The following is an 18,028-nucleotide window of genomic DNA, read 5'->3' as shown; positions in this document are numbered from 1 at the left end:
TCAGCGGAGGGGCTCAAGTTCGCCCCCCAGCGGGATGTCGCCGAAGCCGCCGTTGTCGACGATGACCGGCTCGACGGCGAACTTGCTGCCCCCCGTGGCCTTGCGCCACTGCGCCATGACCAGCGGCTCCGTGGACACGTTCTTCACCGGTCCGGACGTGAAGTCCAGCGGCCCGGCGACGGTGGTGAGCTTGGCCTTGCCGAGGGCGGCCGCCAGTTCCGTACGGTCCTTGGGGTCGGAGGTCGCCTTCAGCGCGTGGACCGCGACCTCGAAGAGCGCCATGTTGGACCCGATGACCTGGTTCCACTGCTTGCCCGTCGACTTCTCGTAGTCGTCGGCCAGTTGCCGGGCGGTCTGATCGGTGAGGGTGGAGGTGTACGGGAACTGGGGCGACCACCAGAAGCCGGCGCTGAGGCCGTGTCCGAGCGAGCCGAGCGCCTCGACCTGGGAGGGGAGGAGACCGGTCTTGGCGATGCTCGCTATACGCGGCCGATAGCCCTGCTGCCGGGCCTGCTTCCAGAACGTGGCGAAGTCGGGCGGCAGCGGGAAGGTGTTGAAGATCTCCGCGTCCGCCTTCTTGAACGCCGCTATCTGTGCCGAGTAGTCGTTCGTCCCATCCTCGTACGCCCCCGGGTCGACGATGGTGAACCCGCTCTTCTTCAGCTGCGGCCCGAGCCCCTGCCGGATCGCCTTGCCGTCGGGGTCGTTGGGCCACATGACGCCGACCCGCCGGTTGGTCTCTACCCCGCCCTTCGTCCACAGCGAGACGTACGCGGCATGGATCTCCGCGACGCCGATGAAGAAGTGGTAGGTGTACGTGAACGGCTTCTCGGGGGTGGCACCGCGACCGAAGTACCAGGCCTCCCACGGCACGGCGGTCGACAGACACGGGATCTTGGCCGCCTCGCACGCGTCGGCGACGGGGTTGACCGTCTCCGGCGTGGAGGTGACGAGCATCAGATCGATCTTCTCGCTGTTGATCAGATCGCTCGCGACCTGCGCGGCCGTCTGCGGATTCGATTGACTGTCGCGGTCGACGATCTCGACCGAGTACTTCTTGCCGCCGATCTTCAACCCGTCCTTGAAGGTGGCGCGCAGCTTCTTCATCAGGAACGCGTTCGGCTCGCCGAAGCCCGCGGCCGGGCCCGTGCTGGGCGAGACATAGCCGATCCGGAGCACGGTGTCGGCCTGCGCCGCCGACTCCTTGATGCCGCCGCAGGCGGTCAGCAGCCCGCCTGCGGTGAACAGCCCGGCGGCTCCGGCCGTCCCCCGGATAATGGATCTTCGGGACAAATTGCCGTTCGCGGGTGTGCTGATGGGCGCGCTCATGAATGCCTCCGGGCACTTCGAGGGAGCGGAACTGAGGGTGGTGAAGCTGCTGAGGAAGCCGGAACGGGCGGCTGAAGCCGCTGGGGGAAGCCGTAGCCGGCAGCAGAAAGCGGTGGCGGGTTCCTTTGCGTCCCGGTAGGGCTGGGCAACGTGCCCGGATATCAGGAACCCTGATGATGGCCACGATGATGCACGCGGCGACGCCGGATGACAAGGGTGTTGCCGAGATGTCTCGGACCTGCTCCTCGGGGGCCGCCCATCCGGCCCCTCGGGGGAGAGGGGTTGCTGCAACGGCCTTGACGCGGCTTGTTCACAGGCGTATTTGTTTCTCAGGTTTCCTGATATTCGTCCCGAGTGGACTGCTCTCGACGCATGCCTCGGGTTCGAGCGTCAAAGGTGCTCGAGACAGCGGACGACCTCGCCGAGCGGGAGAACTCACGCAAACGGCGCCGGACGAGGAGTCCGACGCCGAGCAGAGCGCCTACCTGGGAGGCAAGGGGATATCAGGGGCTGGTCGGCCCTGTGACCGCGAGTCGGAGAGGACTGATGCCGGACAGGTCGTGGGCGGTCACGCTGTTGCGGTCGGCGACCGAGCGGCCGAGGGCGTGGTGCGGCCACAGGCCGCCGGCGACGCGCCGGCTGCGCTCGGTCCATTCGCGGGAGGGCGCGCTGCTGGTCTTGTAGTGGTTGAGCGCGTAGCCGCCGGAGTGGATACGGAGGAGACAAAAGCCGCCCGGATAGTCCTTGACCGCGCTGACCTCCTGCAGCGTGACGTGCGGGGTTTGGGGCAGCACGGTGCGCTTGTTGCGGTGGGTGTGGCCCGCGTGGTGGAGGAAGACGCCGGGCGCTGCGGCATACGCCTCCAGGATGGCGCGGGCCTGGCGGCGGCCCAAGCGCTGACCGCGGGCCACCGGGAAGACGGAGTCCCGTACGGTCAGCGGATGGTGGCCGAACACGATGGTGGGCTGCTCCCTGTGCTCCCTCAACCGGGCCCGGAACCAGGACAGTTGCTCGGCACCGAGCCCGCCCGCGTCCGCGCCGTTGCCGCGTTTCTCGTAGGTGTCGAGCCCGACGATCCGCAGCCCGCCGAGGTCGCGGGCGAAGTAGCCGGGCCCATCGCCGCCGAGGAAACCGTCGCGGAAGGCGTCACCGTCGCCGTCGCGACGGGGCCGGTCGTGGTTTCCGCGTACGACGAAGTAGTCCTGCCCGTGGCTGCCGAAGCCGTCCAGGATCCGCTTGGCCTCGGCCAGGTCATGCAGCGCGCCGCCGGCCGAGATGTCCCCCGCGGCCAGCAGCAGGTCCGCTCCGCGCCGCCGGGCCTCCTCCACCAGGGCGCGGCTCATGATCTCCGGATACGGCGCGAGCCCCGGCTCCTGCGCCACACCGCGCATCAGGGGTACGCCGGTCATGAGTCCGGATGTGGTCTCCCCGATGTGGAGGTCGTTGCAGAGCGCGATCGACAGCAGATGCCGTCCCGGCGGGGGCTGCGGTGTGGTGAAGGAGTACGTGCCTCCGCTCCAGCCGAGCCCGTAGAGGTTGGTGCCGACGGCGTTGCCGCGGACCAGGTGCAGCGGTGTGGGTTTGGCCGCCCGGCCCCTCGAGCGGGCCTGGTAGTAGTACGTCTGCCCCGGCTCCAGGCCCGTGAGCTCCACCTGGTGGTGCGCGGTGGGCCGGTCCTCCGCCGCACTCCGGTCCAGCCGGGAGGGGTGAGTGCCGTAGACGACCTCGCCCTCCGTGACGGCGGGGAGCATATGGCCAAGGCCGTCGTCGGTGCCGGGTATCCCCGTGTACCAGGTGATGATGGCGCGGTCCTCGGTCAGGGTGACCAGTTCCAGATTGACCGCCGCCAGGGTGTCCGGGTGGTGGCGGCGGCTTTTGTGCGCGGAGCCGTGCAGCGCACCGGCAGCGGCCCGCAGCAGAGTGGGGGCGAAGAGGGCACCGGACCGTAGAACTTCACAGGGAGAAGGCAGGGCCGACAGGGCCGCGAGGGGAGCGGAGAAACAGCAGCGCATGACTGAGTATGTGCCCGCCCGCAGTGAACACCGATCGTTGTGCCGGCGGCGGAGCCGGGTATGGAGCGCGACATCTCCACCCGGATACCGACTTGTTCGATCTTTCTCCACGCTGTGCGCTCTCGCCCATGCAGTCCAACAGCGTTGTAGCGCAAGGGGTTTGTCGAGACCCGGAGGGGGCGCGCGGCGCGCCGGGCTGAAGCGGTGTGGCGGCAAACTCGCCGCGCCTCGCACCCGGACGTGTTTTTCGCCACGCGCCCGCATCCTCCTTGCCCCGGGCCACGATGGGCGTGGGCAGCCGCACACCGCGGCCGGCCATGAGTTGCCGTACGCGAGCGGGTTGTTGGTGATGATGCCGTAGCTTCCCAGTCCCGGCAGGCGCCGGGGCCGACCCGGTCACGAGCCGGGCCCGGTTACGAGCCGGGCCCGGTTACGAGCCGGTAGCGGCCTCCGGGCGGGGTTGCCGATAGGGCTTCACCGCGCGGCGCGCGATGGCGAACCGGTGTGTCTCCGACGGGCCGTCGTAGATCCGGAACGGCCGCACCTCCCTGAGCAGACGAGCCAAGGGGGCGTCGGCGGCCGAGATGCCGAGTGCTCCGCAGATCTGCACCGCCCGGTCGACGACCCGGTTCACGGCCTCCGCCACGAAGGTCTTGGACACCGACGTGAGTTGCGCGGCGGCGGCGGAGCCGGTGTCCAACTCCCAAGCGGTACGCAGGATCAGGGCACGGCTCGCCTCGATGTCGATCTCGGAGTCAGCCAGCATCTGCTGCACCATGCCGAGGTCGCCCAGTACGGAGCCGAATGCCGTCCGGCTGCCTGCCCGCTCCAGCGCGACGTCCTGCGCGCGACGGGCGGCGCCCAGCCAGCGCATGCAGTGGGTCATACGGGCGGGGCCGAGCCGGACCTGGGCGTTCTCGAATCCGCGGTCCACAGCTCCGAGGATCCGGTCCTCGCCCACCACGCAATCCTCGAAGGCGAGTTCGCTGTGTCCGGCGAAGATGCTCTCGTCCAGGGTCTCGATGTCCCGGACGACGCGCATACCCGGGGTGCCGGCGTCGACCAGGAACATGGTGGCGCCGCCAGGGTCGCCGGGACTGCCGGAGGTGCGGGCCATGACGATCGCGAAACCGGCGCCATGGGCTCCGCTGATGAACCACTTGCGCCCGTCGATGCGCCACCCGCCGGGGACCCGCGTCGCGGTGGTCCGCAGGGAGCGGGGGTCGGCGCCCGCGCCCGGAGCCGGTTCGGTCATCGCGAAGCAGGACCGCACGTCGCCCGCGGCGAGCGGCCGCAGGAAGCGGGCCTTCTGCTCCTCCGTGGCCACCTTCTCCAGCAGATGCATGTTGCCCTCGTCCGGGGCGGCGCAGTTCAGCGCCAGGGGGCCCAGCAGCGAGTAACCGGCGGCCTCGAACACCACCGCCTGTCCGCGCAGGTCGAGCCCGTGCCCGCCCCACCGCGCCGGCACATGCGGCGCGAACACGCCTGCCTCGCGGGCACCTTTCTGCAGGGTTTCGCGCAGGGCCTCCGGAGCGTCGTGCACCGACCCGCCGCACTCGCGCTCGGCCGGGATCACCACCTCGCGTACGAACTCCGCGGTGGCCGCGGCGAGTCGGGCGACAGGTGGATCGACATCGAACTGGATGGGCACGGTTTCTCCCGCCGACGGGCTCCGGGCACCTATGCCCGTCGCGTTCTAGAAACTGTACAGCGTCTTCAGTATCTTGCTGGGTGGCGCTCGATGTGAGGAGCGTTGGATCTGAGGAGCGCGTGATCTGGGGAGCACTCGGCCCGGCGCTCCTCGACGACGGAAGAAGACCCCTATGAGCACGCAGCCGGTCCGTGTCGTCCGCCATTCCGACGGAGTCGTCGAGCTGAGGCTGGAGGATCCCGGGAGAGGTAACGCCCTGGACCTCCCGACGGCCGAGGCGCTGCGGGGCGCGGCCGCCGAGGCGTCCGCCGACCCGGGCGGCGCGGTTCTGCTGCGGGCGGCAGGCGCCGCCTTCTGTGTGGGCGGTGACCTGCGTGCCTTCGCCGGCCGGGGCGAGGAGACGGGCGCCTATGTGCACGCCGTGGCGACCGCCGCACACGCGGCGGTGCGGACTCTGTACGAGGTGCCCGTGCCCGTGGTGACCGCCGTGCGCGGCGCCGCCGCGGGCGGCGGAATCGGTCTCGCCCTGGTCGGCGACATCGTCCTGGCCGCACGGTCGGCGCGCTTCCGGCTGGCGTACACGGCGATGGGGCTCACCCCGGACTGCGGGGCCACCTGGCTCCTGCCGCGCCTGGTGGGCCCCCGTCTGGCGACGGACCTGGTCCTCACCAACCGGGTCCTCGCGGGCGACGAGGCCGAGCGGCTCGGTCTGGTCTCCCGGGCCGTCGAGGACGACGAAGTGGACGAGGCCGCGTACCGGACCGCCGCCGAACTGGCAGGTGGAGCGGGTGAGGCGCTGCGTGCCGCGAAGCGCCTGCTGCGGGACAGGGGCGCGGGGGAGGGGCTGGGCCGTCACCTCGAGGAGGAGGCGCGTCTGATCGCAGGCCTGGCCGGGAGTGACGAGGCGCAGGCTCGGATGACGTCGTTCCTCGCCGCCAGGGTGCGTATGGGGGCGGGCAGTGGCCGGTCCGCGCCAAGCAGTCCGGAAAGTGTTTCTTGATTACCTCTTCACTAACACCTCCGCCGGAGCGTAACCTCCGGGCAACACAGAACTGAGGGACCGGGCGACAGCACCGGGGAAATGGTGTGGCGATGCAATCTGCTGCCGTGGGCCGGATGGACGCTCTCGACGAGAACCTCACCGAAGCCGTGGTCGACCTCGTTCTGCGTGGGATGTGGCGCGGCAGGCCCGAGTCGGACCACCGCCCCCTGGTCGACGCCGGGCTGGCCATGGTGAAGGGCCCGATGGTGCTGCCGACCGAGCCCGCCAGGGCAGCCGCGGCGCGGATCCTGCGGATTTCCGCCGGTTCCGAACAGGAGCAGAGGATCACCGCCGCCTACGAGGCCTTCCTGCCCGTCAACAGGACGCTCCGCGAAGTGTGCACGGCCTGGCAGTGCCGGCCCGACGGCACGGTCAACGACCACAGCGACAGCGTCTACGACGCCGGAGTGCGCGAGTCACTGGAAGACGTGCACGAGGCCATCCAGCCCGTACTGCGCAGGCTGGACGGGCTGCCGTCGGGCAGCGGGCGGTACGTCACGGACCTGGAGGAAGCCCTCGACCGCTTCGACGACGGCGCGGTGGAGTGGCTGGCCTCGCCCCTGTGCGACTCGTACCACACCGTGTGGATGCGGCTGCACCAGGAACTGCTGCTGGTTCTGGGGATCAGCCGGGCGCAGGACGAGGCGCTCGAAGAGGAACTGGTCAACAGGAGCCGGGGTTGAGCATCACCGACCGCCACTCCGGCGCACTCGCACAGACGTACACCCCCAGCCACGCCCTGGTGCCCTACGGCCAGGGACGGATCCGAGGGCTGGACGCCGGTGAACTGGGTACGCACGGCATCGCCATGGACCGGCTGGTGGCCCTCGGGCTCCCAGTGGTGCCCGGACTGACGGTGCCGGCGGGCTCGGCCGCGTCGCTGTGCGAGCCGGGTACCGCCCGCGCCGCCTTGGAGCTCGTGGAGCAGCTGTCGGGACGGCGGATCGGCGATCGGAGCAGGCCACTGGTGCTGCGTCTGTCGGCGAGTGCGTCGACCGAGGTCGCCGGGCTGCCGCCGGACCTCGCCTGCATCGGTATCACCCCGGCCGACGCCGATGGCATCCGTGCCGTCATCGGCCGCGACGACGTGCTGTACGAGGTATGGGCGGCCACCGTCCGGATGATCGCGGAGTACGCCCTTGACGTGCCCGCGCCGGAGCTCGACGACGCATCGCTCGACGCCCCTGATCCCAGGGCCCGCGTCGACGCACTGCTCTCGACGGTCGCCCGGCACGCCGAGCGGCCGTACCCCGACGACCCGGCCGAGCAGCTCGCGCTGGCCGCTCGGGCGGTGCTGGGGCGGTGGGCCTCACCCCGGGCCAGGCGATCCCGCAAAGCCCAGCGGCTCCCCGCGGAGCTGGGCATCGCACTGCATGTCCAGGCCGTGCGCATCGGGCCATGGGACCACTCCGGCTTCGGCACGGCGGTCAGCCGGCACCCCGACAGCGGCCGCTTCTCGCCGCAGGGCTCCTTCTTCCGGGGCGTACGCCGCAGCGCGCCGCCCCCGCGCACGGGCGAGCCGCTGGAGAAACTGGGCGGGAGTTCCGCGCTGCTCGAGCACTCGCTGCTCACCCTCGAACGTCATCTGCACGCCCCGGTCACCGTCGACTTCGAGGTGCGCGACGGCGAGATCTCGCTGCTGGCCGCCTCGGCGCAGAGCCGCCCGCCGCTCCGTGCGGCGGTGTGCCTCGCCGCGGACCTGGCCGGGGACGGAGCGCTCGACCGGGAAGAGGCCGTACGCCGGATCAGCCCCGCGCAGGTGCAGGAACTGCTGCACCCCCAACTCCGGCTGACCGGAGGCGAGCAGCTCCTGGTGAAGGGACTGCCCGCCTCCCCGGGGGCGGCGACCGGCGCGATCGTCCTGTCGAGCGAACGTGCCCTCGAACTGGCCGCGGACGGCACGCAGGTCGTGCTCGTGGCCCACGAGACGACTCCGGCCGACGTCCCCGGGATGCTGGCCGCCGTCGCCGTACTCACCGGCAGCGGCGGCATCGCCTCGCACGCCGCCGTGGTGGCGCGGGGCGCGGGCAAGCCCGCCGTGTGCGGCGCCGAGGGACTGCGCGCCGACCGGGCCGCCGGCACCGTACGGATCGGGGACCGGGTACTGCGCGAAGGCGATCCCGTCTCGCTGGACGGCCGTACCGGAGCCGTCTATGCGGGGACGCTGAGCATCAGTGTCGCCGGACCGCCGCCCGAACTGTCCACCCTGCTGGAGTGGGCGGACGACATGCGCCGGCTGGGCGTGCGGGCCAACGCCGACACCGCCGCGGAGGTGAGCACCGCCGTCGCCCTGGGCGCGGGGGGTGTGGGGCTGTGCCGTACGGAGCACCAGTTCCTCGGCGACCGGCTGCCGCTGATCCGCCGGGTGATCCTGGCCGCCGACGCCGCGGCCCGCGACGAGGCGCTGTCGGCACTGGAACAGGCCCAGCACGAGGACTTCAAGGCGCTGCTGACCGCGGTGGGGGACCGGCCGGTTACCGTACGCCTGCTGGACGCCCCGCTGCACGAGTTCCTGCCCGCCGCCGGGGAGGCGCAGGACGCCGCCGAGGAGCAGCGGGCCGCCGCACTGCGCGAGGCGAACCCGATGCTCGGGCTGCGCGGCGTGCGCCTGGCCCTGCTGCACGAGAGGCTCTACCCGGCGCAGGCCGAGGCGCTCTTCACGGCCTGGGCCGATGTCGCCGCCACCGGAGTCCGGCCCGAGCTGGAAGTGATGATCCCGCTCGTCAGCCTGCCGGAGGAGCTCGCCGCCGCGGCCGCCTATGTACGCGGTGCCGCCGACGCGGTCGCCGCACGCACCGGCGTGCAGGTGCCATACCGGCTCGGCACGATGATCGAGACACCGCGGGCCGCGCTGCTGGCCGGGGAACTCGCCGAACACGCCGAGTTCTTCTCCTTCGGCACCAACGACCTCACCCAGCTCACCTACGGATTCTCCCGCGACGACGTCGAGCGCCAGGTACTCGCCTCCTACCAGGAACGCGGGTTCCTGACGGCCAGCCCGTTCGCCCGGCTCGACCCGCACGGGGTGGGCGCGCTGATCGCCCTGGCGGTGGAGCGGGCACGGAGCGTACGCCCCGACATCAAGCTCGGCGTGTGCGGTGAGCACGGCGGAGACCCGGAGTCCATCGCCTTCTGCGACGAGTTGGGCCTCGACTACGTCTCCTGCTCCGCGCACCGCGTGCCGGTCGCCCGGATGGCGGCGGCCCACAGTGCCGTGCGGGAGCAGCGCGACGAGAGCGGGAGCGCACGATGACGAGCACCGTGACCGACGGCACGGCCCTGTCGGACGCCGAACTGGACGACCTGCGCGAGACCGTACGGTCGGTGTGCGCCGACGCCGGTGGTACGGCCGCGGTGCGCCGGCTGCCCGAGCAATCCCCGGGTATTGACGCCAAGTTGTGGGACACCCTCGGCGGGCAGGTCGGCCTCGCGGCCCTCGGTCTGCCTGAGGCGGCCGGAGGCATCGGCGGCCTCGCTGAGATCGCCGCGGTCTGCGAGGAGTTGGGCCGGACACTGGCGCCGGTGCCCCTGTTGTCGTCCACCGTGCTGGCCGGGCAGGTCCTGGCAGGCTGCGGCACGGCCGAGCGGGCACTGGCGGAGCTGGCCGAGGGCAAGGTGCACGCCCTGGCGGTGGCGGCGCCCGACGGGGTGTGGCGGCCGGACGCCGTGCCGGTGGCCGTCACCTGGCGGGGCGGCGTCCCGCTCCTCGACGGCACCGCTCCCTTCGTGCTGGACGGTGCCGACGCCGAAGCCTTGGTTGTCGCCGCGGCCGGTGTCGACGGCCCGGACCTCTTCCTCGCCGACCCGCGCGAGCCCGGGGTGACGGTCCGCCGCGTACCCACTCTGGACCTCAGCCGCGGACAGGCGGTGGTCTCCTTCTCCCGCGCCCGTGCCCGGCCCCTGACCGCCGGGGGAGAGGGGGCGGACATCGTGAGCCGCGCCCTGGACGTGGCCCTGGTGGCCCTGGCCGCCGAGCAACTCGGCGGCGCGCAGGCCGCGTTGGACATGACGGTGGCCCATGTACGCGAACGCACCCAGTTCGGCAGGGCCATCGGCGGCTTCCAGGCGATCAAGCACACCTGTGCCGACATGCTGCTCCAGGTCGAAGCCGCGCGGTCGGCGGTGGTGCGCGCGGTCCGCGCGGCCGACTCGCCCGAGTTGCCCGAGTCGCTGGCTGAAGCGGCGGCGGTGGCGCAGGCATGGTGCGGCGAGGCGTTCGTGTTCGTCGCCGCCGAGTGCGTCCAACTGCACGGCGGCATGGGCTTCACCTGGGAGCACGACGCGCACCTGTACTTCCGGCGCGCCCAGTCCGACGCCGTCCTGCTGGGCGGCGCGGCGCACCACCGGGAACGGCTGGCCGGACTGCTGGGCTGGTGACTTCACCCGCGGTCACCGCACCACCGCACGACGACTGTGCAGAAAAAGGGCAGGACGGCATGATCAGCAGACTCATCGACGAGGACCTGTTCGAGAGCGTGAATCCACCGCGTCTCACGGGCGCGCGCTGCTCCGGCTGCGCCACCGTGGTCTTCCCCCGGCAGGGCTCGTGCCCCAAGTGCTCGGACGGAGCCATGTCCGCGCACGTGCTGCCGGTGAGCGGGCGGGTGTGGTCGTGGACGCTGCAGGCGTTCCAGCCCAAGCCGCCGTACCGGCCGCCGACCGGGGGCTATCGCCCGTACCACGTGGGCTATGTCGACCTCGGTGAGGTGCTGGTCGAGGCGCGGCTGGAGGTTCCCCGCGCCGAGATACGGATCGGGCTGCCGGTTCGGCTCACCACGGTGACCGCCTACCACGACGAGGACGGGACCGAGGTGCTGACCTTCGCGTTCCGCACAGACGGAAATGGGGAGCGATGAGCCGGAGCGACGAGGTCTATGTCGTCGGCTGCGGTATGCATCCCTTCGGCCGCGACGAGACCGTCACCGGGATGGACATGGCGGAGCGTGCGGTACGCGAGGCCCTGGCCGACGCCGGTGTCGCCTGGGAGGACATCGGTTACGCGGTGGGCGGCTCCGACGTGTCCGGCAAGCCCGACACGCTGGTCGGCCGTCTGGGCCTGACCGGTGTGCCGTTCGCCAATGTGCAGAACGGCTGCGCAACGGGTGCCTCGACGGTGCTCGCGGTGGCCAACGCACTGCGCGCGGGCGAGGCCTCGCTCGGGCTGGCCGTGGGTTTCGACAAGCATGAGCGGGGCGCCTTCCATGTCTCCGCGGCACGCTACGGACTGCCCGACTGGTACGCCGAGACCGGCATGATGCTGACCACCCAGTTCTTCGCCCTGAAGACCCAGCGGTACCTCCACGAGCACGGGATCGCGGAGCGGGCGCTGGCGAGGGTGGCCGCGCGGGCCTTCCGCAACGGCTCCCAGCACCCCCTGGCCTGGCGGCGCAAGGAGCTGACGGAGGAGGAGATCCTCAACTCCGCCGAGGTCAGTCCGCCCCTCACCCAGTACATGTTCTGCTCGCCGGGGCAGGGCGCGGCGGCTCTGGTGCTGGCGCTCGGCGACCGCGCCTTCGACCTGTGCGAACGCCCCGTAAAACTGGCGTCGTTGGCCTTCAGGACCAGACGGTTCGGCTCGTTCGAGGTGTTCTCGCCCTGGCTGCCGCCCGGACCGCACCGCAGCCCGAGCGTCGACGCCGCGGAGGCGGCCTTCCGCACGGCGGGGCTTCGGCCCGCGGACGTACAAGTCGCCCAGTTGCAGGACACCGACAGCGGATCGGAACTGATCCACCTGGCGGAAACCGGACTGTGCGGCCACGGCGAGCAGGAGGAACTCCTCGCCGGCGGGGACACCGATCCCACGGGCCGTATTCCGGTCAACACCGACGGCGGCTGCCTGGCCGGTGGCGAGCCCGTCGCCGCCTCCGGGCTGCGTCAGTTCCACGAGGTCGTACGGCAGTTGCAGGGCCGAGCGCCGGGTGTGCAGGTGCCGGGCGCTCCCCGGGTGGGCTTCACCCATGTGTACGGCGCTCCCGGGATCAGCGCCTGCTCGGTGCTGACGGTCTGAAAGGCGCCAAGCACACCATGGAGCACGGCAACAGAACCGCACTGGTCACCGGCGGCGCGCGCGGGCTGGGAACGGAGATCTGCCGTCAACTGGCCCACCGGGGGCTACGGGTCCTGGTGGCCGCCAGAAAGCGGGAGGCAGCCGAGGAAGTCTGCCGCGGTATCGGTCCTGCGGCGGTGCCGCTGGCCCTGGATGTGACCTCCGCCGCGAGCGTTGCGGAAGCGGTACGCGAGGCTCTGGGGCGCTTCGGCACGATCGATGTCCTCGTCAACAACGCCGGGCTCAGCGTCGACGCATCGCGAACAGCTCTGGAACTCGACGAGGACACCCTGCGCACCACGCTGGACACCAATCTGGTGGGCGCCTGGCGGCTGGCCGAGGCCGTCGTGCCGGGCATGGCACGGGGCGGCTACGGGCGGGTCGTCAACGTCACCAGCTCGTACGGCTCGCTGGCGCTGATGGACTCCGGCCGCCGCCCGGCCTACCGGATCTCCAAGACCGCCCTCAACGCCCTGACCCGTATGCTCGCGGCCGAACTGGCCGGCACCGGCGTCCTGGTCAACGCCGCCGACCCCGGCTGGACCCGCAGCGGCATGGGCGGTTCCGCTGCCCCGCGCGGTCCGGAGGAGGGGGCGGACACCCCGGTCTGGCTGGCCACCCTCCCCGAAGGGGACGGGACGACGGGCGGGCTGTTCGCCGAACGCAAGCCCCTGCCCTGGTGAACTGGCCTGGGTGAACCGCCTCAGCTGGATGCTGCGGCCGGCTTCTGCTCGGCGGTGACGATGCGCAGAGCCAGCGACCTGACCGCCTCCTGCACGGACGGGGAGGGCAGCTGGGACAGCGGCCCGCCCTCCGCCCGCAAAGCGGTGACAAGGATGGTCGTACTGATCAGCGTGCGGACCGCGAGCGCCTGTGCCGCGTGCCGTGACTTGGCCGCCCGGGGACTGCGCGTGGTGCTCTCCGGCAGATAGTCGTACGCCCGCTGGATGTGCCGCTGCTCGAACTCGTCCCGCAATACCTTGACGTTGCCGTTGGCCGAGGCGATCTGCACCTGGTACAGCCGGGCCTCCTCCGGGTTCTGCTCCACCCAGTCCCACACCGCGTCGATGACGCGCAGCAGACCTTCCGCACTACCGGGCTCGGACTCCGGCCGGGCCGCCTCCACCACCGCGTTCAGCTGGTCGAAGACTCGCCGCATGGCGAGTTCGAGCAGCTCCTCCTTGCCGTCGAAGTGGTAGTAGACGGCCGTGGGCACCACCTGGGCCTCGTCCGCGATGTCCTGGATGCTGGTCTCCGCGAATCCGTTGCGGCCGAACACGCGCACGGCGGCGGTGATGATGTGCTGTCGTCGCGAAGGTCGGTGGGCGGGCTGCTTGCCGTTCTGCGTGGTGGCCATCATGCTCCCTGGCGGCTGCCGCGACCCGCGTCTGTGGGCCCTGTTCACTGACCATGCTATCCAGTAACTCCGCCAGGTCGATGGCGTAATTCCTGCTACGCGTGTGCCCTCGGAGTACGAAGATCCCGGCATACTTGACACCATGACGACATCCGGAACCCGCGCCGCGCACCGTCCTTCGCGCAAGCAGTGGGTGATCGAAGCGGCCACGGAGCTGTTCGCCACCCAGTCGCCGGACGAGGTGACGGTGGCCGACATCGCCGCTCGTGCGGAGATGACCTCGGCAGCGGTCTACTACCACTTCTCCTCCAAGGACAAGGTCCTGGTGGAGGGGATGCGGGTGTTCGCCACCGCGCTGCGCGAAGAGCTGCACGCGATCACGGAGGCCCACGCGATCGGCTCGCCCGTCGGTCCTGCCCTCACCTCGCTGGTGGCCTGGCTGGGCGAACACCGGTCCGCCGCCACCGTGTTCTTCACGTCCTCGGCCGGCATGAGCCAGGAGGCGGAGGCGCTGCGCCAGGAGAGCCGTACGCAGTTGCTGGAGGAACTGGTACGGCTGACCCGCAAGGCCCGTGAGTCGGTCTCCGACGCGGAGGCCGCCGTCATCGCCCTGGGCCTGCTGTCGCTGCTGGAGACCGCGGCGACCTCGCAGGTCCGCGGGGACGACGTCTACCGCTCGCTCGGACACCGCTCCTTCGTCCGCGAGGTCGGCCGCCTCGCCGAGCGGATCGCCGATCCGGCGGCGGCCGAATAGCCCAGCCACCAGGAGGTCAGACCAACAGTCTGAGCGGCTTGCGCAGCAACTCACCGACCGTGCGCAGATACTCGGCCGCGGGCGCCCCGTCGACAGCACGGTGGTCGAAGGTGAGGCTCAGGGTGAGCACCTGGGTCCGCAGCGGCCGGTCGTCGACCCAATCGACGCCGTCCCTGAGCCTGCCCACGCCGAGGATGGCGACATTGCCGGGGTTGATCACGGGGGTGAAGAAGTCGACGCCGTATCCGCCCAGCGACGTGACGACGAAGGTGGCGCCTTCCAGTTGGGCCGGGGAGATCCGCCCCTCGCGCCCGGCCTCAGCCAGGGTTCTCGACCGGCGGGCGATCTCGGGCAAGGGCAACCCCACCGCGTCCTCGATCACGGGGACCATCAGGCCGCCCGGAACGGCCACCGCGAAGCCGAGGTGGATGTCGCCGAGCAGATGGATGCCGTCCTCCCGCACCGTCGCGTTGAGCAGCGGGTGCTCGCGCAGGGCGAGGGCGGCGGCCTTGAGCAGGAAGTCGTTGAGGCTGGGGACGGGCAGGTCGCTGTCGGCCCACTCCTCCTTGAGCTGGGCCCGCAACGACACGACGGCGTCCATCCGCACCTCGTAACCGTGCGTCAGCTGGGCCATCTCCTGGAGGCTGGCGTGCATCCGGCGGGCGATGGTGCCGCGCATTCCGGTCAGGGGGAGGACGTCTCCCGGTTGGGGTACGGCACTGCGGCGGACGGCCGCTGTCACGGGCGCCGGTTCGGTCGCCGTGGTGACGGCGTCGAGGTCGGACCTGCGGATCCGGCCGCCGGGCCCGGTGCCGTTCACCTCGGAGAGATCGATGCCCCGCTCCTTCGCCAGCCGGCGGACCAGGGGCGAGACAGGGGTGACCATGTCGCCGGGCAAGGCGGCGGCGGACGGCACCGGTGCCGCCGGTGAGGCGGCAGCGGCGGCGAGAAAGTCCTCCACGTCCTCGGAGACGATCCGGCCGCCGGGTCCCGTACCGCGTACGGCGGTGATGTCCACGCCGGCCTCGACCGCCACCCGACGGGCGTTCGGCGAGGCGAGGAGCCGGCCCCCGTGACCGACGGAGGCCGCGCTGCCGTTGAGGGAGGGCGCTGCAGAGCCGTTGCCGCCGTAACCGGATGGTGCCGCGCCGTTGCCAACGATTGCCGGGGGCGCAGAAGTGCCGCCGCCATCGAATGCCGACGGCGCGGAGCCATGGCCGTCGTGAGCGGACGGTGTCGCGCCGTTGCCATTGAGTGCCGGGGCCGCGGAAGTCCCGCCGACGTCGAATGCCGACTCCACGGCCATGGGCTGCGCAGCCGTACCGCTGGACCCGGATCCGGAAGCCATAGGCGCACCCCCCGGCTCCGGCGGCTGCTCGCCCTCGGCCAGCAGCCAGCCGATGAGAGCCCCTGCCGGGACCGTGGTCCCGGCAGGAACCACGGGGTGGAACAGTCCACCGGCCTCCGCCTCGACGTCCACGTCAACCTTGTCGGTGGCCAGCCGCAGCAGGGCGTCGCCCTCCGAGACAGCGGTGCCGGTGGGCACGAGCCACTCGTCGATCGTGCCTTCCTGCATGGTCAGGCCGATCTTCGGCAGCAGAACCTCGACCGCCACTTCGTCACGACCTTTCGAGGAGACGGCGGCACCCTTGCGCGATGCGGGCGCCATCGGGGACGTACGCCTTCTCCAGAACCGGGGAGAACGGCACAGGGGAGAAGGGGGCGCCGATGCGCAGGACCGGCGCGTCCAGGTAGTCGAAGGCCGCGTCCTGGATCTGGGCGGCGATCTCCCCGCCGAGCCCGCCGAAGGTGACGGCCTCGTGCACCACGAGGACCCGGTTGGTGCGGCGTACGGAGGCGATCATGGTCTCGGTGTCCAGGGGCTGGACGGTGCGAGGGTCGATCACCTCGATCTCGATGCCCTCGGCGGCGAGTTCGTCGGCCGCGGAGAGGGCTTCGCCCACCATGCGGCCCAGCGCGATGACGGTGACGTCGGAGCCCTGGCGCGCGGTGTGGGCCTGGCCGAGCGGGATGCCGTAGATCGGCTCGGGCACCTGGCTCTTGCTGCCCAGCAGGACCTTGTTGAGCATGACGACGACCGGGTTGTCGTCCCGGATCGCCGAGACGGTCAGGCCCTTGGCGGTGTACGCGTCGCACGGCATGACGACCTTGAGGCCGGGCACATGCGCGAGCCAGGCCTCCAGGCTCTGGCTGTGCTGGGCAGCGGCCCCGAGGCCCGCGCCGGAGGCGGTCGTGATGGTGAGCGGCACCGAGAGGGCGCCGCCGAACATGTACTTCATCTTGGCGGCCTGGTTGACGATCTGGTCCAGGCAGACGCCGATGAAGTCCATGAACATCAGGTCGACGACGGGGCGCAGACCCCGGGCCGCGGCGCCCACGCCGAGGCCGACCAGTGCGGCCTCGGAGATCGGGGTGTCGATCATGCGCCGCGGGCCGAACTCGTCGAGCAGGTTGTCGAACATGCGGAACACGCCGCCGTATCCGGCCACGTCCTCGCCGGCGACGAAGACGTTCTCGTCCTCGCGCATGGCCTGTGCGAGTCCTTCGTTGAAGGCCTTGACGTAGGTCAGTTCGCGGGCCGTGGCGTCCGGGGCGACGGCGGGTGCTTCGGTGATGGTGGTCATGGCGGTCACCCCGAGTAGACGTTGAGGAGCAGGTCGGCGGTGTCGGGCAGCGGGCTGGCCTCGGCGTACGCGATGGCGTCGGCGATGTCGTCCCGGGTGCGCTGCCAGGTGTCGTCCAGCTCCGCGCGGGTGGCGGTGCCGTCGGAGAGGGCGCGGGCTTCCAGCAGATCGATCGGGTCGCGGGTCTTCCACTCGGCGACCTCCTCGTCCGAGCGGTAGGGGTGGCGCAGTCCCTTGACGCCCTGGTGGTCGTAGAAGCGGTAGGTCTTGGCCTCGATCATCATCGGGCCCTCGCCTGCCCGGGCGCGTGCGACGGCCTCGGCGGCGGCCTGGTGGACGGCGGACGCGTCCATGCCGTCGACGATCACGCTGGGCATGCCGTAGGCCGCGGCCCGGTCGGCGACGTCGGTGATCAGCATGTGCTTCGACTGCGGGGTGAACTCGGCGTAGCCATTGTTCTCGCAGATGAACAGCACCGGCAGACGCAGTACGGCGGCCATGTTGGCGGCCTCGTGGAAGGTGCCGATGTTGGTCGCGCCGTCGCCGAAGAAGGAGACGGCGACGCTGTCCTCGCCCTTGTAGTGGGCGGCGAAGGCGGCCCCGACGGCGATCGGGATGCCCGCGCCGACGATGCCGTTCGCGCCGAGCATGCCGAGGCTGAGGTCGTTGATGTGCATGCTTCCGCCGCGCCCGAGACAGGCTCCGGTGACCCGGCCGTACAACTCGGCGTACATGTGCCGGAAGCTGACGCCCTTGGCCACGGCGTGCCCGTGTCCTCGGTGGGTGGAGGTGATCTGGTCGTCGTCGCGGAGGGCCGCCATCACTCCCGCGGCCACGGCTTCCTGGCCGACGTACAGGTGCAGGAAGCCGGGCAGTTTGCCGGCCTCCATGAGCTTGCCCGCCTCGGTCTCGAACAGCCGGATGCGCACCATGCGCTCGTGCAGGTCCCTGACGACCTGCGCGGATGCCTGGTTCGCGGCCGGGTCGGCCGACTTCTTCCGTGCCCTTGACGACCTGGATGTGCTTGATGTGCTTGATGTGCTTGAGGCCCGTTGAGCCATCGTCCGCCCCTTCGCCCGAGGGAGGTGTGCTGGTGTGCCACGCATTCGGACTTTTTTGTGCCGGTCTACAGTAAGTAGCAGTGGGCACCTTACTGAACAGGCTCTCTAATTACTACGCCTCTGTCCGATCC

Annotated in this window: 15 protein-coding genes; 8 read left to right on the top strand and 7 right to left on the bottom strand. The window is 71.0% G+C overall.

What is annotated here, in order from left to right:
- The 3 genes from G6048_RS04515 to G6048_RS04505 form a co-directional block, all read right to left on the bottom strand.
- Entirely contained in the window at window positions 1-1,329 is a 1,329-nt protein-coding gene (locus tag G6048_RS04515; RefSeq protein ID WP_165338115.1) for an ABC transporter substrate-binding protein, read from the bottom strand.
- A 503-nt stretch (window positions 1,330-1,832) separates the two neighbouring features.
- On the bottom strand, window positions 1,833-3,341 hold the full coding sequence (locus G6048_RS04510; RefSeq protein WP_165338114.1) for a purple acid phosphatase family protein: 1,509 nt from the start codon (window positions 3,339-3,341) through the stop codon (window positions 1,833-1,835).
- A 430-nt stretch (window positions 3,342-3,771) separates the two neighbouring features.
- Entirely contained in the window at window positions 3,772-4,992 is a 1,221-nt protein-coding gene (locus G6048_RS04505) for an acyl-CoA dehydrogenase family protein (RefSeq protein WP_165338113.1), read from the bottom strand.
- A gap of 172 nt (window positions 4,993-5,164) precedes the next feature.
- Between G6048_RS04505 and G6048_RS04500 the strand changes: the two genes are divergently transcribed.
- The 7 genes from G6048_RS04500 to G6048_RS04470 all read left to right on the top strand — a co-directional run bounded on the left by G6048_RS04500 (window position 5,165) and on the right by G6048_RS04470 (window position 12,763).
- Window positions 5,165-5,992 (top strand): enoyl-CoA hydratase/isomerase family protein, encoded by an 828-nt coding sequence (locus tag G6048_RS04500; RefSeq protein WP_165338112.1) that lies wholly within the window; start codon window positions 5,165-5,167, stop codon window positions 5,990-5,992.
- A 92-nt stretch (window positions 5,993-6,084) separates the two neighbouring features.
- Complete coding sequence (locus G6048_RS04495) at window positions 6,085-6,717, top strand: hypothetical protein (protein WP_206341170.1); 633 nt, start codon at window positions 6,085-6,087, stop codon at window positions 6,715-6,717.
- Window positions 6,714-9,287 (top strand): putative PEP-binding protein, encoded by a 2,574-nt coding sequence (locus G6048_RS04490; protein ID WP_165338111.1) that lies wholly within the window; start codon window positions 6,714-6,716, stop codon window positions 9,285-9,287. The genes G6048_RS04495 and G6048_RS04490 overlap by 4 nt, the downstream gene beginning before the upstream one ends.
- On the top strand, window positions 9,284-10,411 hold the full coding sequence (locus G6048_RS04485; protein ID WP_165338110.1) for an acyl-CoA dehydrogenase family protein: 1,128 nt from the start codon (window positions 9,284-9,286) through the stop codon (window positions 10,409-10,411). The genes G6048_RS04490 and G6048_RS04485 overlap by 4 nt, the downstream gene beginning before the upstream one ends.
- 59 nt (window positions 10,412-10,470) lie before the next feature.
- Window positions 10,471-10,890, top strand: a complete 420-nt coding sequence (locus G6048_RS04480) for a Zn-ribbon domain-containing OB-fold protein (protein WP_165338109.1) — start codon at window positions 10,471-10,473, stop codon at window positions 10,888-10,890.
- Window positions 10,887-12,041: a thiolase family protein gene (locus G6048_RS04475; protein ID WP_165338108.1), complete on the top strand. Its 1,155-nt coding sequence runs from the start codon at window positions 10,887-10,889 to the stop codon at window positions 12,039-12,041. Before G6048_RS04480 ends, G6048_RS04475 begins: the two co-directional genes overlap by 4 nt.
- Before the next feature lie 17 nt (window positions 12,042-12,058).
- A complete protein-coding gene (locus G6048_RS04470) occupies window positions 12,059-12,763 on the top strand; it encodes an SDR family NAD(P)-dependent oxidoreductase (RefSeq protein ID WP_165338107.1) in 705 nt (234 codons plus the stop codon).
- A 20-nt stretch (window positions 12,764-12,783) separates the two neighbouring features.
- Here G6048_RS04470 and G6048_RS04465 read toward each other — a convergent pair whose 3' ends face one another.
- Window positions 12,784-13,437, bottom strand: a complete 654-nt coding sequence (locus G6048_RS04465) for a TetR/AcrR family transcriptional regulator (protein WP_235989471.1) — start codon at window positions 13,435-13,437, stop codon at window positions 12,784-12,786.
- A gap of 142 nt (window positions 13,438-13,579) precedes the next feature.
- Here G6048_RS04465 and G6048_RS04460 point away from each other — a divergent pair, with 142 nt between their 5' ends.
- On the top strand, window positions 13,580-14,191 hold the full coding sequence (locus G6048_RS04460) for a TetR/AcrR family transcriptional regulator (protein WP_165338105.1): 612 nt from the start codon (window positions 13,580-13,582) through the stop codon (window positions 14,189-14,191).
- 16 nt (window positions 14,192-14,207) lie between these two features.
- Here the strand turns inward: G6048_RS04460 and G6048_RS04455 are convergent, their stop codons facing one another.
- Genes G6048_RS04455 through G6048_RS04445 form a run of 3 tightly spaced genes read right to left on the bottom strand, consistent with a single transcriptional unit; the run spans window position 14,208 to window position 17,768 of the window.
- Window positions 14,208-15,860 carry a 2-oxo acid dehydrogenase subunit E2 gene (locus tag G6048_RS04455; protein ID WP_165338104.1) on the bottom strand — a complete coding sequence of 551 codons (1,653 nt, stop codon included), beginning with the start codon at window positions 15,858-15,860 and terminating at the stop codon, window positions 14,208-14,210.
- Window positions 15,811-16,836: an alpha-ketoacid dehydrogenase subunit beta gene (locus tag G6048_RS04450; RefSeq protein WP_165338103.1), complete on the bottom strand. Its 1,026-nt coding sequence runs from the start codon at window positions 16,834-16,836 to the stop codon at window positions 15,811-15,813. Before G6048_RS04450 ends, G6048_RS04455 begins: the two co-directional genes overlap by 50 nt.
- A gap of 5 nt (window positions 16,837-16,841) precedes the next feature.
- Window positions 16,842-17,768 carry a thiamine pyrophosphate-dependent dehydrogenase E1 component subunit alpha gene (locus G6048_RS04445; RefSeq protein ID WP_235989470.1) on the bottom strand — a complete coding sequence of 309 codons (927 nt, stop codon included), beginning with the start codon at window positions 17,766-17,768 and terminating at the stop codon, window positions 16,842-16,844.
- Window positions 17,769-18,028 lie beyond the last annotated feature (260 nt).

The organism is Streptomyces ureilyticus (assembly GCF_011045025.1).
Lineage (GTDB): Bacteria > Actinomycetota > Actinomycetes > Streptomycetales > Streptomycetaceae > Streptomyces > Streptomyces ureilyticus.
This window is presented reverse-complemented; position numbering and strand designations above follow the sequence as displayed.

Excerpts from the sequence above, each read along its gene's own strand:
- G6048_RS04515 (WP_165338115.1), bottom strand. The coding sequence starts at position 1,329 with ATGAGCGCGCCCATCAGCACACCCGCGAACGGCAATTTGTCCCGAAGA.
- G6048_RS04510 (WP_165338114.1), bottom strand. The coding sequence starts at position 3,341 with ATGCGCTGCTGTTTCTCCGCTCCCCTCGCGGCCCTGTCGGCCCTGCCT.
- G6048_RS04500 (WP_165338112.1), top strand. The coding sequence starts at position 5,165 with ATGAGCACGCAGCCGGTCCGTGTCGTCCGCCATTCCGACGGAGTCGTC.
- G6048_RS04495 (WP_206341170.1), top strand. The coding sequence starts at position 6,085 with ATGCAATCTGCTGCCGTGGGCCGGATGGACGCTCTCGACGAGAACCTC.
- G6048_RS04485 (WP_165338110.1), top strand. The coding sequence starts at position 9,284 with ATGACGAGCACCGTGACCGACGGCACGGCCCTGTCGGACGCCGAACTG.
- G6048_RS04480 (WP_165338109.1), top strand. The coding sequence starts at position 10,471 with ATGATCAGCAGACTCATCGACGAGGACCTGTTCGAGAGCGTGAATCCA.
- G6048_RS04475 (WP_165338108.1), top strand. The coding sequence starts at position 10,887 with ATGAGCCGGAGCGACGAGGTCTATGTCGTCGGCTGCGGTATGCATCCC.
- G6048_RS04470 (WP_165338107.1), top strand. The coding sequence starts at position 12,059 with ATGGAGCACGGCAACAGAACCGCACTGGTCACCGGCGGCGCGCGCGGG.
- G6048_RS04465 (WP_235989471.1), bottom strand. The coding sequence starts at position 13,437 with ATGGCCACCACGCAGAACGGCAAGCAGCCCGCCCACCGACCTTCGCGA.
- G6048_RS04460 (WP_165338105.1), top strand. The coding sequence starts at position 13,580 with ATGACGACATCCGGAACCCGCGCCGCGCACCGTCCTTCGCGCAAGCAG.
- G6048_RS04455 (WP_165338104.1), bottom strand. The coding sequence starts at position 15,860 with ATGGCGCCCGCATCGCGCAAGGGTGCCGCCGTCTCCTCGAAAGGTCGT.
- G6048_RS04450 (WP_165338103.1), bottom strand. The coding sequence starts at position 16,836 with ATGACCACCATCACCGAAGCACCCGCCGTCGCCCCGGACGCCACGGCC.
- G6048_RS04445 (WP_235989470.1), bottom strand. The coding sequence starts at position 17,768 with ATGGTGCGCATCCGGCTGTTCGAGACCGAGGCGGGCAAGCTCATGGAG.